A 16,734-nucleotide genomic window follows, 5' to 3' on the forward strand; every position below is an offset into this window, starting at 1 on the left:
CGCCTCGCGGTGGACGTTGATCTCCCACAGTTGGGGTCGGGTGCAACCGGTAGAGATTGGTCGGCTGTCAGGCCGCCATCGCGAGCAAGCTCGCTCCCACAATTGGATCGGAGTACGACCGTGGGAGCCAGGCCGGCTGGCAGGCCGCCTCGCGGTGGACGTTGATCTCGGCGCCCCGTTAACCACGCTGGCCGAACGCAGGCATTGTGGAGTGGGCATCCCGGCATGGATGCCGGGATAGCCGCGCTGGGCCATGGATGGCCCTTCGCGGCGGGCCCACGGAGCAATGCCGGAGTGAGGGCACACCGAGCCTAGGCGAGGTGCCGAGTGGTGGGGCATAAAGCGTTTTGGTTACTTTTGCGCTTCTCAAAAGTGACCCGCCGTAAGGGCGGAACCATAAGCCGCCGTGACCGCAGCAATGGATATGCACACGGCCCCTAGGTAAATCCCCACGAGATTTCCGAAAGCACCGGCTCAAGTGTTGTGATCGATATCCAACTTGCTGAACGTCACCTTCCCACCTTCGCTGGTATAGCCACTGTTATCCTGCACGTACACGCCAGCCTTGAAGTACAACGGCTTGACCTTCCATTTGGAACTGATGGTGGTGTACCAGCTACGACCCGCCGCAGTAATACCCAGGTCACCCGTACGATCGAGGTGGAGCCGATAACTGAAGGACTGAGCCAGCTTCACGCCGGTCGCGACGGTGATAACCCGACCCTCATCGTCATCGGGGCGCATGCGGACCTTGGCAACGATGTTGCCAGTCTTGCCGTCATCCTTGTACTGGTATTCCAGTTTCACCAAGGGCTTGCTGCTGTCCTTGGCATGAATCTGCCCGATCACGATCTTGCCGCTGCTGGGCACCTGGTTGACCACCAGGGTCGCGCTCAATTTATTGTCGGCGTCAGGGTAGACCCAGTTGCGCAAGGTGCCGTCCTTGTAGGTTTCCCGTAATTCACTGCGCGGGTAGATCGCGTTTTCGGTCTTGGTGCCGGTGACAGGCGACCAGAAGTACACCGTGCTGCCTTCTGAGTTGAAGTACTTATCCTTGAACCCATCCACCAGTCGAGGCGTTTCGATGGTTTTCGGTGGGCTGCCCTCGGGGATGCTCAAGTTCCAGGTTGCAAGATCGACCATGTTCGGATCCTTTCTGTGCAAGAAATGATTTACGCCACAGCCGGAGGCTCTAGGACGCGCTTTTTAAAGACGCCAGGCGTGAGCGCGGTAGAACGCTCGTGCGTTTTTCCGGCGGGGGGTTGGCGTCAACAGTCCGTCAGAGTTGCGTTTGCCGGTTTGGTGCCCGAAACAGATGACCGTTAGTCGGCTAATAGGAATTTTCCGGGAACATGGCGATATGGCATCTGTCTATGGCGCCCTGTTGTGGGGCGTCAAGTAGTGGATAGGGAGGTTTTTGTCGCACGAGGCAAGCAGCGTCCCTGCTGCTATGGCGCCACGAGAGGCGCAATCACAGGTTGTGATCGATATCCAGCATGCTGAAGGTCACTTTCCCGCCTTCGGTGACGTAGCCGGTGTTGTCTTGCACATACACACCGGCCTTGAAATAGAGCGGTTTGACTTTCCAGCTCGGATCAATGGTGGTCCGCCAGTTGTAACCGGCCGCAGTAATGCCCAACGCGCCCTTCGGGCTCAAGTGGATCATGTAGGAAAAGCTACGGTTAAGCGTGACACCCGTGGCGATGGTGATGACCTGGCCCGTTTCGTCGTCCGGACGCATGCGCACCTTGGCGACAATATTGCCGGTGGAACTGTAGGTTTTGTATTGGTATTCCAGTTTCACCATCGGGTTGGTGCTGTCTTTGGTGTGGATCTGGCCGATCACGATCTTGCCGGTGCTGGGCACCTGGTTGACGGTCACGGTAGCGCGCAAGGTGTTATCCGCCGCCGGGTAAAGCCAATTGCGCAGGGTGCCGTCGGGATAGGTTTCGCGCAGTTCGCTGCGCGGATAAATCGCGTTGGCCGTCTTGGTACCGGTCACGGGCGCCCAGAAGAACACGGTGCCGGTTTCGGCGTTGAAGTATTGGTCCTTGAAGCCTTGTACCAATCGAGGGGTTTCGATGGTCATTGCGGGGCTGCCCTCGGGAATGCTCAAGTTCCAGGTTGCGAGATCGATCATGTCCAGGTCCTGCGTGTCGAGATGTAAAGGTGGATGCCGTAGCGGGAGGCTTTAAACCGCCCTTTTGAAGCGTTTCGGAACGCTGGACTGGGCTTTTTTTTGTTGACCGTTCGGCAAATGTTTGACGTCAATTGTTCGTCGGTGAGGTCTTTGCAGGTTCTGTGCCTGAAGAGGGTGACCGTTAGTCGGCTATTTCGGGCTTTGTCTGGGTGATGGCGTGATGACACCTACTGCTTTTCAAAATCCCGGTCTAGAGTGAGGGGACAGTATTTGTCCGCTTTGCTACGTAAAAACGGACGTGGCGCCCGATAAGAGAAGCAGCATGGAATGCGCGCAACCAACGCCCGGCGAAGACACCTCTGTCCTTTTGATTGTTGATGATTACCCTGAAAACCTGCTCAGCATGAGTGCTCTGTTGCAGCGGCAGGATTGGCGGGTGATGACTGCGTCCTCGGGGGTCGAGGCGCTTAACCTGCTGCTCGAACACGACATCGATCTGGTTCTGCTGGATGTGCAGATGCCTGACATGAACGGTTTCGAAGTCGCGCGGCTGATGCGTGGCAGCCAGCGCACGCGGCTCACGCCGATCATTTTCCTGACCGCCAACGAGCAATCCCAGGACGCGGTCATCAAGGGCTACGCCAGTGGCGCGGTGGACTACCTGTTCAAGCCCTTCGATCCGCAAATCCTCAAGCCCAAGGTCCAGGCATTGCTCGAGCACCAGCGCAATCGCCGGGCCTTGCAGCGCCTGAGCCAGGATCTCGAAGCGGCCAGGGCCTTCAACGCCTCGGTGCTGGACAACGCCGCCGAAGGCATCCTGGTGGTGGATGAGAATGGGTGTATCCGCTTCGCCAACCCGTCGACCTGCCGTTTGCTCAATGCCACCGCCGACCAGTTGCAGGGGATGCCGTTCCTGGATTTCCTGCAGAAACCCCATATTCCCGAGTGGGCCGATTCCGATATCCATAACGCCTATCGGCGCGGTGAAACCTGGCGACTGCATGACGCGGTGCTGCGCACGGCGCCCGGCCAGCAGGTGTCGGTGGCCTTGTCCTGCGCGCCGCTGCCCGCGGAGCAGAAGGCGATGGTGGTGACGCTGCAGGACATGTCCGTGGTTCGCCACTTGCACCAGCAGCTCGAATACCAGGCCGTCACGGACCCGCTGACTGGCTTGCTCAACCGTCGGGGCTTCTACCAGACCGCGGAAAACCTGTTGATGCGCAGCGAGCGGCTGGAAAGCAACTGGGTGTTGCTGTACCTGGACCTCGACGGCTTCAAGCGGGTCAATGATTCGCTGGGGCACGACGCTGGTGACCGGGTCTTGCGCTGGGTGTCGGAGCAGTTGAAGGCATGCCTGCGCCCCTTCGATATCCTGGCGCGGCTGGGCGGTGACGAGTTCACGGCCTTGCTGGACCTGGAGTTTCCCGAACAGGCGGCCAAGATCGCGGAGAAACTCATCGAGCGTGTCGCGATCTGCCAGCAGATCGAAGGCATGGACGTGGCGCTCGGCGCCAGCATCGGCATCGCGACGTACCCGGACTGTGGCGCCAACCTCGATGGCTTGCTACGGGCCTCCGACATCGCCATGTACGAAGCCAAGCGTGCCGGTCGCCAGCAATACCGTTTTTACGACCATGAAATGAACGGTCGAGCCCGTTCACGGCTGATGCTGGAAGAGAGCGTGCGCTCGGCCATCGAGAACCGCGATTTCAATTTGGTCTACCAGCCGCAGGTGAGCATCGTCGACGGGCGGATCCGTGGGTTCGAGGCGCTGTTGCGCTGGCAGCATCCAAGTGTTGGCGATGTGCCGCCGGGCCTGTTCCTGCCGTTGCTGGAAGAGGCGCGATTGATCAGTCGGCTGGGCAGTTGGATTTATCATCGCAGCGCGGCCCAGCGCAAAGTCTGGGAGCGCTTGTTCGCTGACGACCTGGTGTTGGGGGTGAGCCTGAGCAGCACTCAGTTCGGCATGCCGAACCTGGTGACCGAGTTGCGCCAGGTCCTGGAACGCCACGCCTTGAAGCCTCGGCAGTTGGAGGTCGAGGTGACCGAGGATGCGTTGATGCGCAATCCCGATGAAACCCAAAAGCAATTGCGGCTGCTGCGCCAGCTCGGGGTGCGCGTGGCGTTGGATGACTTCGGTTCGGGCCCGTGTTCGCTGACGCATCTGCGTGACCTTGAACTCGATACCCTCAAGCTGGATCGACACTTGATCGCCCGTCTGCCAGGGTCGCCCCGGGACGCCGCGTTGGCCGCCTCGGTCATCGACCTGTGTACGCAGTTGGGCTTGCGGGTCATCGCCGAAGGGGTGGAAACCCGCGAGCAGTATTTGTGGCTACACGCCCACGGCTGTGAGTTCGTGCAGGGGTTCCTGGTGGCGCGTCCGCTGATGGCCGAAGACACCGCTACCTTCGCCACGCCCTTCGACTGGAGCGCAGTGCAGACCTGAATTCGCTACACTGGCGGCCTCTTGTGACTGTGTTGCCACCGATGACTGCACTCAAATACCTCCAGGCCTACCCCGCCGCCCTGCAAGCCCAAGTGCAGCAATTGATCGCCCAGGATCGCCTGGGCGATTACCTGCAACAGCGCTACCCGGGTCGGCATCCGATCCAGAGCGACAAGGCCCTGTACGGTTATGCGCTGGACCTCAAGCAGCAATACCTGCGTAACGCGCCGGCCATCGACAAGGTGTTGTTCGACAATCGCCTGGACCTGACCCACCGCGCCCTCGGCCTGCACACCGCGGTGTCGCGGGTGCAGGGCGGCAAGCTCAAGGCCAAGAAGGAAATCCGCATTGCGGCGCTGTTCAAGGACGCGGCGCCCGAGTTCCTGAAGATGATCGTGGTGCACGAGTTGGCCCACTTCAAGGAGTCGGACCACAACAAGGCCTTCTACCAACTCTGCGAACACATGCTGCCGGGCTATCACCAACTGGAATTCGACCTGCGGGTGTACCTGACCTGGCGTGACCTGCAACCTCACAAGGACTGACCGGATGGACGTGAGCAAGACCAAGACCAGTTTCTACCGTCGCCTGTACGTGGCCTACCTGATCGACAGCGGCGCGGCCAGCAACGTCCCGGCGCTCACTGACGTCACCGGCATGCCGCGACGCACTGCCCAGGACACGGTCGCGGCGCTGGCGGACCTGGATATCGTGTGTGAGTTCGAACAAGAGGAGGGCGCTCGCAACCACGCCGGGCGTTATCGGATTCGCGACTGGGGGGCGATTGACCGGGGGTGGATCGAGGCGAATCTGCCGCGGATCAAGGCAGTGTTGGAATACCCGTAGGCGCTGCGTAGGAGCTGTCGAGCGAAGCGAGGCTGCGATCTTGCCCCAGACAATTGAGTCCTGAGCGAAAGATCAAGATCAAAAGATCGCAGCCTTCGGCAGCTCCTACGGCCGATGCATACCGATGTGTGGAATCCCGTCCTCCAGGTATTCCACCCCCACCGCTTCGAACCCGTACCGCCCGTAGTACCCCTGCAAATGCGCCTGGGCCGACAATGAGATCGATGTGCCGGGCCAATGTTTCTCGGCCTGCTTGAGCGCTTGTTCCATCAGCGTGTGGCCCAGCCCCTGGCCGCGTGCCTGGGGGGCGATGATCACACGCCCGATCACTACGTCGCTGTTCTGCGAGTGCGGGTCGAGCAAGCGCAGGTAGGCCACCAGATGGTTGTCGTGCCAGGCCATCAGGTGGCAGGTGTCGCCCTCCAGGTCCAGTCCGTCGACGTCCGGGTAGGCGCAGTTCTGCTCGACGACGAACACGTCGGAGCGCAATTTGAGGATGGCATACAGCTGTTCCTTGCTCAGGTCACTGTGATGTTTGCAGACCCACTCGATAACCATTTTTTGAATTTCCTGAAGAACCTGCTGCCGATATTAAGCGTGGTTGGCTCGGAAGTCTCTTGCTCGCGCGACAGGAAAATCTGTGACAAAGACCAAAATGCCATCATTCCTTTGTCGCGGTGCTGTCGTCTTTGTGTAATCTTCGTGACAGCCCTGCGCTGCGGTTCCAATGAGCTAATGTTAGGACCGGGTGTCCGAGGATGCCTGTTGAGTTTCGGCTAAAAACAAACCGGGCTTTGAACCCGTCAAGGACGTTTGGCATGCCGCGATTGCATCGAACTCTTGCATTGATCGGGTTGCTGTTGCTGAGCTACGAGGCTTGTGCGCAGAAGTTGCGCCTGGTCGCCGATGCCTGGCCGCCCTTTACCGATTCCACCTTGATCAATGGCGGCCTGGCGACCGATATCGTTAGCACCGCCCTGGCGCGGGCCGGCTATGCCACGGACTTCGAACAGGTGCCCTGGGCCCGGGCGATGCTGGGCATCGGCGAGGGCCGCTATGACGTGCTGATCAACGCCTGGTACAGCGAGGAGCGTACCCATATAGGCCGGTTCTCGGCGGAATACCTGATCAACCGCGTGCTCTTCATCAAGCGCAAGGACGAGGCGATCCAGTTCGACAGCCTGCAACAGCTGCGTGCCTATCCCATCGCTGTCGTGCGCGGTTATGCCTATTCCAAAGACTTCGATGAAGACCCGCAAATGCAGAAAATCCCGGTGCATAACTTCGCCATGGCGGTGCGCATGCTGGCTGCCGACCGCGTGAAGTTGACCCTGGAAGACGAGTTCGTCGCCCGCTATTACCTGACCCGCGAATCGCCCAAGGTGCGCAGCGCCGTGGAGTTCCTGCCCAAGCCCTTGAGCGAAAACAGCCTGCACATCCTGGTCAGCCTGAAGAACCCGGAGCATGAGCAGATTGTGGCCGGGTTCGATCGGGAGATCGCGGCGATGAAGGCGGATGGGAGTTATGAGCGGTTATTGAAGGCGCATGGGATGTAAGGTGTCTGGGCTGGCCCCATCGCGAGCTCGCCCCCACATTTGGAATGCCTCCCCCTGTGGATAGACGACATCCCCCTGTGGGTGGACGACATTCCCCTGTGGGAGCCGAGCTTGCTCGCGATGGGGTCAGCCCAGACACCACAACCGCTCAAGCCTCGCCAGTGTCCTTGATCAAATGCGCCGCCAACGTGCGCAACGGCCCCAACTGTCGGCAGATCAACCCCAGTTGCGTCTGCACCAGACGCTGTCCTTCGTCGATTTCATCGGGCATCTGCTCAAGCTCGCTGGCCAAGGCTTCCTCTTCGTCGCTCTGGATCGCGATCGGCTGTTTACTCGCCAGGCCCTGGGCGATTTCGTCGATGCTCGCTGCCAGTTTCACCCCGGCACCGTCGATCAACTGTTCGCGCACTTGCGCCGGCAGTTCGGTGCCCCGGTGGGCGCCCAGGCCGGACAAGTAACTGAGCAGGGTGTGGGACAGCACCAGGAAGCGGAACCCCACATCGGCTTCCTTGCGGAAGTGCCCCGGCTCCATCAGCATGTTGGCCAGCGTGGTGGACAGCGCGGCATCGGCGTTGTGGGCGTTGCGCCGGGCCAGGCGGTAGGCCAGGTCGTCACTTTTGCCGGCGGCGTATTGCTGCATGATCTGGCGCAGGTAAATGCTGTTGCAGGTCAGCGTGTTGGCCAGCACTTTGTTCAGCCGCCGGCCTTGCCAGTCGGGCAGGAACAGGAACACCGCCAGCCCGGCGATCAGGCTGCCGAGCAAGGTGTCGAACAGCCGCGGCAGCAGCAAACCGTAACCGTCGCCCACCTGGTTGAAGCAGAACAGCACCATGACGGTGATCGCCGCCGTCGCCAGGGTGTAGCGGGTGGTGCGGTTGGTAAAGAACACCACCCCGGCGGCAATGGCGAAGCACGACTGCACCAGTGGATTGGGAAACAGGTCGAACAACGCCCAGGCCACCGTCAGGCCGATGGCGGTGCCGATGATCCGCTGGCCGAGCTTGCGCCGGGTGGCGCCGTAGCTGGGTTGGCACACGAACAGCGTGGTGAGGATGATCCAATAGCCCTGGGACGGGTGGATCATGTGCACCACGGCGTAACCCACGCTCAACGCCAGGGGCAGGCGCAGGGCATGGCGGAACAGCAGCGAAGTGGGCGTGAGCTGAGTGCGCAAGCGCAGCCAGACATCCTTGAGGTTGCGCGGCGAGCGGTCCAGCAGGCTGCTGTCGGTGGCGTCGGCCAGGGCGTCGGGGTTGCTCGCGTCGCTGAGCAGGCGGTCCATGGTGCCCAGGTTCGCCGCCAGCGCCCGTAACGAGCGCAGCAAGCCACGCCAGGCCGGGTTGCTCTGGATGCGCAAGTGCTCAAGGGACGCGTGCAGGTCGTTGAGGGCCTCGGCGAAGGTGTCGTCGTAGACGAACGGCTGGCGCAGTTGGATCGACTCGGCCAGTGCCTGGCAGGCCTTGCCTTGCTGGCGCAGCAGGCGCTGGCAGCGGAACAGCACGTCGCTGTGGAAGAAGGCCTCGGCCAGCGCGTTGTAGGGGTAGTGGGAGGAGCTGGCGCGTTCGTGGATGTCCTGGGCCAGGAAGTACAGCTTCAGGTAGCGACTGACCTTCGAGCCCGGCCGGCCGTTGCCCACGCGGTGCAGGATGATTTCCTTCGCGCTGTTGAGCGCGGCGACCACCCGGCCATTCTGCTGGGCCAGTTCCAGGCGACGGGCTTCGACGTCGAGTTGGCGGATCGGCTCCAGGAGCGACGATTTGAGTTTGAGGTAGCGTCCCAATTCGCGGAACAGCCGCGCCAGGCTTTGCTGCACCGGCTGGTTGGAAAACAGCGCGTGCCACAGCACCGAGAGCAGGCCGTACCACGCGGCGCCGGCTACCAACAGCAAGGGTTCGTGCCAGAAGTCCGTGACCGCGCCGCCGCGCTGGTCCACGCCGATCATGGTGTAGACCGAAAGGATCAGGGTGGCCGAGGCAATCGCGCCATAACGTTCACCCAGGGCCCCGAGCATGGTCAGGCCGAAGCTCGCCAGGGCCAGGGCGATGATGAACAGTACGGGATACGGGAACAGCAACTCCACCGACAACGCCGCAATGGTGAAGCACACCAGCGTTACGGCCAGCGCATTGAGGCGGCCCTGCCAACTGTCGTCGGTCTCGGCCAGGGCGCTGGAGATGATGCCCAGGAAGAGGGGAATCAGCAGCGCCATTTCGTCCAAGTACCAGCACAGCCCCATGCTGCCGGTCAGGGCGATGAACACCCGCACGCTATAACTGAACTTATCCAACGCCCAAAGGCGACGCAAAGACTGGCTAAACGAGTTCGATGACATGAAGTGCAAGGGCCTGACGGGCAATGACGCTAAATTGAGGCAGTAATGACGCCGACGCAATGGCGGCGATCACATCTGGCAGCAAAAAGTGTTCCGGCGCGTGTGAGTGCGATCCAGAAAACACCACTGGCCCCCTGTGGGAGCGAGCTTGCTCGCGATAGCGGCAGTCCTGTCACATTGATGTTGACTGAACCACCACAATCGCGAGCAAGCTCGCTCCCACAGGGTACTGCCACATTCAAATCGTGCCGGATCAGACGTACTGCGCCGCCGCATACCCCGAAGCCCACGCCCACTGGAAGTTGAACCCGCCCAGGTGCCCGGTGACGTCCAGCACTTCGCCGATGAAATACAGGCCGGGGCTTTTCAACGATTCCATGGTCTTGGACGAGACTTCCCGGGTGTCGACGCCGCCCAGGGTGACTTCGGCGGTGCGGTAGCCTTCGGTACCGGCGGGGACGACGTTCCAGCTCGCCAGTTTCTCGGCGATGTCCGCCAGCTCCCCGTGGGTGTACTGCTTCATGGGTTTGGACACGAACCAGGTGTCGGCCAGCAGGTTGGCCATCTTCTTGGTGAACAGCTCGCCCAACAGGGTCTTGAGTTCGCTGTTGGGGCGTTCGGCCTGTTGCTGTTGCAGCCATTGCGGCACGTCGTGATCGGGCAGCAGGTTGATCTGCACCGTGTCCCCCGGCTCCCAGAACGAGGAAATCTGCAGGATCGCCGGCCCGCTCAGGCCGCGATGGGTGAACAGGATGTTCTCGCGAAAACTCTGGTCGTTGCAGCTCACCAGGCAATCCACCGAGGTGCCCGACAGCTCGGTGCACAGCGCCTTGAGCTGATCGGTGATGGTGAACGGCACCAGCCCGGCACGGGTCGGCAGCAGTGCATGGCCAAACTGCTTCGCCACCTGATAACCGAAGCCGGTCGCCCCCAGGGTCGGGATCGACAGCCCGCCCGTGGCGATCACCAGGGATTGGCAGGCGAGGGCGCCGAGGGTGGTTTGCAGCAGGTAGCCGCCGTCGGTTTTTTCGATCTGGGTGATCGACGTGTCGAGGTGCAGGCTGACGCCGGCCTGGTCGCATTCATCCAGCAGCAGGCCGAGGATGTCGCTGGACTTGTTATCGCAGAACAACTGGCCGAGCTTTTTCTCGTGATAGGGCACGCCGTGCTTGGCCACCAGCGCGATGAAGTCCCACTGGGTGTAGCGGGCCAGGGCCGACTTGCAGAAGTGCGGGTTCTGCGACAGGAAGTTGCCCGGCTCGGTGTACATGTTGGTGAAATTGCAGCGCCCACCGCCGGACATGAGGATCTTCTTGCCGGCCTTGTTGGCGTGGTCCAGCAGCATCACCTGCCGTCCGCGCGCGGCCGCGGTCAACGCACACATCAACCCCGCGGCGCCAGCGCCAATGATCACGACTTCGGTAGAGCGCAAAACGGTGTCCTCTCGACTTTCTCGCATACTGAATGTGGGAGCGAGCTTGCTCGCGATGGCGGCGTGTCAGGCAGCATCAATGCCGCTGATCCACCGCTATCGCGAGCAAGCTCGCTCCCACAGTTTGATCTCTGTTGGGTTGCAGATCGCTTTACAGGATCCGCACCCGCAACGAGCGGCCCTTGATCTTGCCATCGTTCAGGCGTTGCAGCGCCTGTTTGGCGATGCCGCGTTCCACGGCCACATAGGCCTGGAAATCGAAGATCGCGATCTTGCCGACCTGGGCGCCGGGGATGCCGGCCTCGCCGGTCAGGGCACCGAGGATGTCGCCAGGGCGGACCTTGTCCTTGCGCCCGGCGCCGATGCACAGGGTGCTCATGGCCGGTAGCAGCGGGCCGCCACCCTGGGGCTTGAGGTTGTCCAGTTGATCCCAGCTCAGGGGCGACTTCTGCAGTTGCTCGATGGCCTGGGCGCGGTGGGCTTCGGACGGCGCCACCAGGCTGATGGCGATGCCTTTCTCACCGGCGCGACCGGTGCGGCCGACGCGGTGGATATGAATTTCCGAGTCCCGGGCCAGTTCGACGTTGATCACCATGTCCAGGGCATCGATGTCCAGGCCGCGGGCCGCCACGTCAGTCGCCACCAGCACCGAGGTGCTGCGGTTGGCGAACATCGCCAGCACCTGGTCGCGGTCGCGCTGTTCCAGGTCGCCGTGCAGGCCAACGGCGGAAATGCCCTTGGCGCTCAGGTGGTCGACGGTTTCCTGGACCTGCTGCTTGGTGAAGCAGAACGCCACGCACGAGGCCGGGCGGAAATGCGCCAGCACCTTGACCACCGCGTCCATGCGCTCCTCGGGGGAGATTTCATAGAAGCGCTGCTCGATCTGCGCGTCGGAGTGAAACGCCTCGGCTTTCACTTGCTGGGGGTTGCGCATGAACTTGGACGACAGTTGCTTGATGCCCACCGGGTAGGTGGCGGAGAACAGCAGCGTCTGGCGGCGTTCCGGGGTCTGCTGGATGATGTCTTCGATGGCGTCGTAGAAGCCCATGTCGAGCATGCGGTCGGCTTCGTCGAGGATCAGCGTGTTGAGCCCGTCGAGCACCAGCGAACCCTTGCGCAGGTGCTGTTGGATGCGTCCCGGCGTGCCGACGATGATGTGGGCGCCGTGTTCGAGGGAAGCGATCTGCGGGCCGAAGGACACGCCGCCGCACAGGGTCAGGACCTTGATGTTGTCTTCGGCGCGGGCCAGGCGACGGATTTCCTTGGCGACCTGGTCAGCCAGCTCGCGGGTCGGGCACATCACCAGCGCCTGGCAGCCGAAGAAACGTGGGTTGATCGGGTTCAGCAGACCGATGCCGAAGGCGGCGGTCTTGCCGCTGCCAGTCTTGGCCTGGGCGATCAGGTCCATGCCCTTGAGGATCACCGGCAAGCTTTGCGCCTGGATCGGCGTCATCTGGGCATAACCGAGTGATTCGAGGTTAGCCAGCATGGCGGCGGACAGCGGCAAAGTATTAAAAGCGGTGGCAATGGTGGTCACGGGACTGGCCTGCAAAACAAAATGTCGCGCAGTGTAGCAGCCTCGTGCCACTTTCTTCGAAAGTTCTGGACGAGCGTGGTGTGGTCCCTCGCCACAAAAGCCAACATGTCCCCCGGTTCAGACAGCGCTCCAAGCGCCTGGGTTAATGCTCGATATGCTCATCGGGACGCTTCTGCCGCCGGCCATCCTGCTTGGACAACTGGGAAAAAATCGTCGCCGCCAGCATCGCCATGATCCCCACCGTCACGAATGTCAGCTGGAACGCGCCCAGCACCGTCTCCACCCCGTCGTTGCCCACCTGGGCGGTAAAGCCGCCGAGCAGGGCGCCGGCGCAGGCCACGCCGAGGCTCAGGGACAGTTGCGCCACCACCGACAACAGGCTGTTGCCGCTGCTGGCGCTGGCGTCGTCCAAGTCGATCAGGGTCACGGTGTTCATCGCAGTGAATTGCAGCGAGTTGATCGCCCCCAGCACCGCCAGTTGCGCCAGCAGCAGCCAGTACGGCGTCTGTTCGCTGACCAGGCCCATGCTCGCCAGCATCACGCCCAAGGCCACGGTGTTGCCGGTCAGGACGATGCGATAGCCCAGGCGTTCGATCAGCGGTCGGGCCACGGACTTGGCGACCATGGCTGCCGCCGCCAGGGGCAGCATGCTCATGCCGGCCTGGGACGGTGAATAGCCGAGGGCGACTTGCAGCAGCAACGGCACCAGGAACGGCAAGGCGCCGCTGCCCAGGCGCGCGAACAGGTTGCCGAGGATGCCCACCGCGAAGGTGCGGGTCTTGAACAACGACGGCGGGAACAGCGCGTTCTCGACATGCCCGGCCCGCAGCCAGTAGGCCGCCAGGCAGGCCATGCCGCCGAACAGCAGCAACATCACCCGCAGGTGCGGCAGGTGCAGCTCACCCAGGCCTTCCATGGCAATGGTGATCAGCACCATCGCCGCGCCGAACAGCAGGAACCCCAGGCCATCGAACCGGGTGCGCTCGCTGCCACGCAGGTCGGGAATGAACTTCCACACGGCATAACAACCGATCACGCCCACCGGCAGGTTGATGATGAAGATCCAGTGCCACGTCAGGTACTCGACCATCCAGCCGCCCATGGTCGGCCCGATCAGTGGGCCGAGCAGGCCGGGAATGGTGATGAAGCCCATGATCCGCACCAGTTCCGAGCGCGGATACGCCCGCAGCACCACCAGCCTGCCCACCGGCAGCATCAGCGCACCGCCCAGGCCCTGGATGACCCGGGCGCCGATCAGCATGCTCAATGAATTGGACAGGGCGCACAGCAGCGAGCCGAAGCTGAACAGCAGGATCGCCCCGAAGAAGATCTTCTTGGTGCCGAAACGGTCGGCGATCCAGCCTGAGGCCGGGATCAGCAACGCCACGGTGAGCATGTAGGCAATGATCACGCCCTGCATGCGCAGCGGGTTTTCCGCCAGGTCGCTGGCCATGGCGGGCAGGGCGGTGTTGAGGATGGTCCCGTCCAGGGATTGCATGAAGAAGGCAATCGCCACCACCCATGGAAGCCAGCGGGCGGTGACGGCGTCGAGCGGTGCGCGGTTGGGCATGGGACCTCTTGTATGGCGTGTTGATCAGGAACAGGTGCCGCTGTTGTGGCGAAGGGATTTATCCCCTCGCCACAGGTCCTGTGTTTGGTTGGTTACAGCGTCAAGGTCAACCGCTTGACCAGCGCCCCCGGCAACAACATCGAGGCCGTGGCCCGCTGGCTGTAGGTGCTGGCCGAGAGCAGAAGTTCCCGCTCTCGGGTCAGGCCTTCGAGTTGCGAGCCGAGCAGGCTGTAGACGCTGTCGTCGAAACGCATGGTACTGACCGGCGCCACGATCTGGCCGTTCTCGACCCAGAAGGTGGCGAAGCGGGTCATGCCGGTCAGGCGCGCCGCCGGTTGGTCCGAGTAGTTCAGGTACCAGAGGTTGCTGATGTACAGCCCGGTGCCGAGTGCTTCGAGGATGTGCCTTTGCTCCAGTTGTCCGCCCCGCATGTCCAGCGCCGTAGGGTATTCGTAGCTGCTGGCGCCGTTGGCCGCGAGGCCATATTCGGCGGCGCTGCGGGAGTTGACCAGTCGCGCGTTGGCCGTGCCCTTGGCGATCAGGCCCATGTCATCGCGAGGATAACCTTCGTCGGAAAACGCCGGGCTCAAGGAGCCGCTGACCTGCTCCGCCAGCCACACGTTGGGGCTGAAGTGGGCTTCGCCAGCGTAGAACTTCTGCAGCGGGCTTTGCTTGCTGGCGATTGCACGGGCCGAGAACCCGCCCCAACTGAGCATGCCCATGATCTCTTCCAGAGCGGCCGGTGCCAGGTAGGCGCGATATTCGCCGGGCGGTAACGTGCGCAGCGGGCGGCCGAGGAATGCCAGTTGCTCGCGGGCCTGTTCGAAGCGCCGGGCAAATCCGTCACTGCTCCATTCATGCCCGGCGTAGCTGGCTTTCACCGCCTGGCCATTGTCATGGAACAGGCTGAAATCGAAGTTGAAGCTGTTGGCCTGATGCCAGCCGAACGCCCCCGAAGAACTGGCGAAACCACGGCTGATGGGCCCGGCGGCGTAGAACCCCACCAGGTCCAGGCCTTCGGCGGCGCGGGTGATTTCGGTAATGGCCTGTTCCGTCTCGGGCAATGGATGGGCCTGCACATTGTTGCTCTGCCAGTGGCCGGGATTGAGCAGCAGGTAGGGATCGCGGGGCAGCAACGGCAAGGTTTCGCGCAGTTGTCGCAGGCCTTCGGCCAGGCGTTGCAAGTCGGTCTCGGGGTCGCCGGACAAGGTGATCTGCAAATCGGCGTGGCGTCCGTCGTCGATCAGTTTGAAACTGACATTGGCTTGCTGCACCTGGCCGGCCTGACGGACCTTGCCATGGTTGAAACGGACGAAGGCCGAAGACTCGGCGGCGTAGCCGAGGGTGAACTGTTCAGGCGTATGCAGGGCATCGCGCAGCCAGTCGACCAACGCCTTGAATGCCCCGGCCTGATTATTGACGGTGCTCATCAGGCATCTCCCCCGAACACATCGACGTTAGTGAACACGCAGGCTGGCGACGCATGGCCGACGCGGATGACCTGGTTCGGTTCGCCCTTGCCACAGTTCGGCGTGCCCAGGACCTGGAAGGTACTCGCATCGCCCACCGCGCGCAGGCTCTTCCAGAATTGCGCGGAAATGCCCCGGTAGTTGGGGTTCTTCACCACGCCCTTGAGCTCGCCGTTCTCGATCAACTGGCCCCACTCGCAGCCGAACTGGAATTTGTTGCGGGCGTCGTCGATGGACCAGGAGCGGTTGGTGCGCATCAGCACGCCATGTTCGGTGCCCTGGATCAGTTGCGCCAGGGACTGGTCGCCGGGTTCGATATTCAGGTTCGCCATGCGGTCGATGGGTGGCCGATTCCAGCCGCAGGCGCGGCTGTTGGCGACACCGTCGAGGCCGGCGCGGAACTGCGACAGCGCGCCGCCCAGTGGACGCAGCAACAGGCCTTCGCGAATCAGGAATTGTTTGCTGGCGGCGCTGCCGTCGTCGTCGTGGCTGTAGCTGGCCAGTTCTTCGGGAATGTTCGGGTCGAAGGTCACGTTCAACAGGCGGGAGCCGTATTGCAGATGGCCGAAATCGCTGGTCTTGACGAAGCTGGTGCCGGCGTAATTGCGCTCGTCTCCCAGGATGCGGTCCAGTTCCAGCGGATGGCCGATGGACTCGTGGATCTGCAGCATCATCTGGTCGGGCATCAGCAGCAGGTCGCGGGGGCCTTGCGGGGTGTTCGGCGCCATCAGCAACTGCAGGGCCTGGTCGGCGATTTTCGGCCCGGCCCCGATCAGGCCGCAGCGGCTGATCACATCGAAGCCGCCCTGCTGGCCGAAGTTTTCCCGGCCCAGGGTGCGGGTCTGGCTGTCGTGGCCGTCGAAGGCGGTGACTTCCAGGGCCGGGTAGATGAAGCGTTGGGCCTGGCGCAGTTCAGCGCCGGCACTGTTGAGGTAGATCTGTTCGACCTGGGTCAGGCCGATACTGGCCTGCCAGTTCACCAGGCGCTCGTCCTGGGGCACCGCAGCCGATTCGTCGCCGAGCACCTGGTAGCAATCGCTCAGGGAGGGGAAAGCCTGGTCGAAATGCGGCGAGAAGTAATCGGCGCGGTCACTGGATACGGCTTGTCCGCGCAGGTCGAGCAAGGCATGGGGCTTGAGCTGGCGAGCATGCTGTTCGGCGCGTTCCAGTGCCGCTTGCAGACCGGCCTGGGACAGGTCGTTGGTGGCGGCATACGCCTCGACACCGTTGACCCGCGCGGTGAGCATCGCACCTTCATCACGGTTCAGGCTGGGCGGTTCGGCGACATTCTTGCGCACCGACAAATGCTGGCCGGATTCGCGCACGTAACGCAGGGAAAAGAATTCAGCGCCCGTGCGCAAGGCAGCGAAACGCTGCTTGAGCTGGGGGTGGAAGTCGAACATGGA

13 protein-coding genes are annotated in these 16,734 nt (G+C 62.4%); 4 read left to right on the plus strand and 9 right to left on the minus strand.

Annotated features, from left to right (window positions below):
- Window positions 1-474: 474 nt before the first annotated feature.
- Together BLQ55_RS15990 and BLQ55_RS15995 are read right to left on the minus strand one after the other, a co-directional pair.
- The gene (locus BLQ55_RS15990; RefSeq protein ID WP_092255087.1) at window positions 475-1,143 is read right to left on the minus strand and encodes a polysaccharide lyase family 7 protein; all 669 of its coding nucleotides are present in this window, start codon (window positions 1,141-1,143) and stop codon (window positions 475-477) included.
- A 328-nt stretch (window positions 1,144-1,471) separates the two neighbouring features.
- Window positions 1,472-2,140: a polysaccharide lyase family 7 protein gene (locus tag BLQ55_RS15995; RefSeq protein WP_092202848.1), complete on the minus strand. Its 669-nt coding sequence runs from the start codon at window positions 2,138-2,140 to the stop codon at window positions 1,472-1,474.
- Between the two features lie 322 nt (window positions 2,141-2,462).
- On the opposite strand from BLQ55_RS15995, the gene BLQ55_RS16000 reads away from it, so the two are divergent.
- From BLQ55_RS16000 to BLQ55_RS16010, 3 genes are read left to right on the plus strand one after another with little or no spacing between them, the layout of a single operon-like run.
- Window positions 2,463-4,586, plus strand: coding sequence for a putative bifunctional diguanylate cyclase/phosphodiesterase (locus tag BLQ55_RS16000; protein ID WP_092255090.1), 2,124 nt, complete (start codon window positions 2,463-2,465; stop codon window positions 4,584-4,586).
- A 41-nt stretch (window positions 4,587-4,627) separates the two neighbouring features.
- A complete protein-coding gene (locus BLQ55_RS16005; RefSeq protein ID WP_092202844.1) occupies window positions 4,628-5,131 on the plus strand; it encodes a M48 metallopeptidase family protein in 504 nt (167 codons plus the stop codon).
- A 4-nt stretch (window positions 5,132-5,135) separates the two neighbouring features.
- Entirely contained in the window at window positions 5,136-5,432 is a 297-nt protein-coding gene (locus BLQ55_RS16010) for a winged helix-turn-helix domain-containing protein (protein ID WP_092202842.1), read from the plus strand.
- Between the two features lie 105 nt (window positions 5,433-5,537).
- Here BLQ55_RS16010 and BLQ55_RS16015 read toward each other — a convergent pair whose 3' ends face one another.
- A complete protein-coding gene (locus BLQ55_RS16015; RefSeq protein ID WP_092255093.1) occupies window positions 5,538-5,990 on the minus strand; it encodes a GNAT family N-acetyltransferase in 453 nt (150 codons plus the stop codon).
- A 260-nt stretch (window positions 5,991-6,250) separates the two neighbouring features.
- Here BLQ55_RS16015 and BLQ55_RS16020 point away from each other — a divergent pair, with 260 nt between their 5' ends.
- Window positions 6,251-6,988: a substrate-binding periplasmic protein gene (locus BLQ55_RS16020; RefSeq protein WP_092202838.1), complete on the plus strand. Its 738-nt coding sequence runs from the start codon at window positions 6,251-6,253 to the stop codon at window positions 6,986-6,988.
- 148 nt (window positions 6,989-7,136) lie between these two features.
- Here BLQ55_RS16020 and yccS read toward each other — a convergent pair whose 3' ends face one another.
- The 6 genes from yccS to BLQ55_RS16055 form a co-directional block, all read right to left on the minus strand.
- Complete coding sequence (yccS, locus tag BLQ55_RS16025) at window positions 7,137-9,320, minus strand: YccS family putative transporter (RefSeq protein WP_092255096.1); 2,184 nt, start codon at window positions 9,318-9,320, stop codon at window positions 7,137-7,139.
- A 253-nt stretch (window positions 9,321-9,573) separates the two neighbouring features.
- Window positions 9,574-10,752: a BaiN/RdsA family NAD(P)/FAD-dependent oxidoreductase gene (locus BLQ55_RS16035; RefSeq protein ID WP_092202832.1), complete on the minus strand. Its 1,179-nt coding sequence runs from the start codon at window positions 10,750-10,752 to the stop codon at window positions 9,574-9,576.
- Window positions 10,753-10,903: 151 nt separating this feature from the next.
- Window positions 10,904-12,241 (minus strand): ATP-dependent RNA helicase DbpA, encoded by a 1,338-nt coding sequence (gene dbpA, locus BLQ55_RS16040; RefSeq protein ID WP_237140825.1) that lies wholly within the window; start codon window positions 12,239-12,241, stop codon window positions 10,904-10,906.
- Between the two features lie 190 nt (window positions 12,242-12,431).
- Window positions 12,432-13,859 carry a multidrug transporter subunit MdtD gene (gene mdtD, locus BLQ55_RS16045; protein ID WP_092202830.1) on the minus strand — a complete coding sequence of 476 codons (1,428 nt, stop codon included), beginning with the start codon at window positions 13,857-13,859 and terminating at the stop codon, window positions 12,432-12,434.
- A gap of 92 nt (window positions 13,860-13,951) precedes the next feature.
- Window positions 13,952-15,289, minus strand: coding sequence for a TldD/PmbA family protein (locus tag BLQ55_RS16050; protein WP_092255099.1), 1,338 nt, complete (start codon window positions 15,287-15,289; stop codon window positions 13,952-13,954).
- Window positions 15,289-16,731 (minus strand): TldD/PmbA family protein, encoded by a 1,443-nt coding sequence (locus tag BLQ55_RS16055; protein WP_092202826.1) that lies wholly within the window; start codon window positions 16,729-16,731, stop codon window positions 15,289-15,291. The genes BLQ55_RS16050 and BLQ55_RS16055 overlap by 1 nt, the downstream gene beginning before the upstream one ends.
- Window positions 16,732-16,734: the final 3 nt, after the last annotated feature.

Source organism: Pseudomonas sp. NFACC13-1, assembly GCF_900104425.1.
Taxonomy (GTDB): domain Bacteria; phylum Pseudomonadota; class Gammaproteobacteria; order Pseudomonadales; family Pseudomonadaceae; genus Aquipseudomonas; species Aquipseudomonas fluorescens_AA.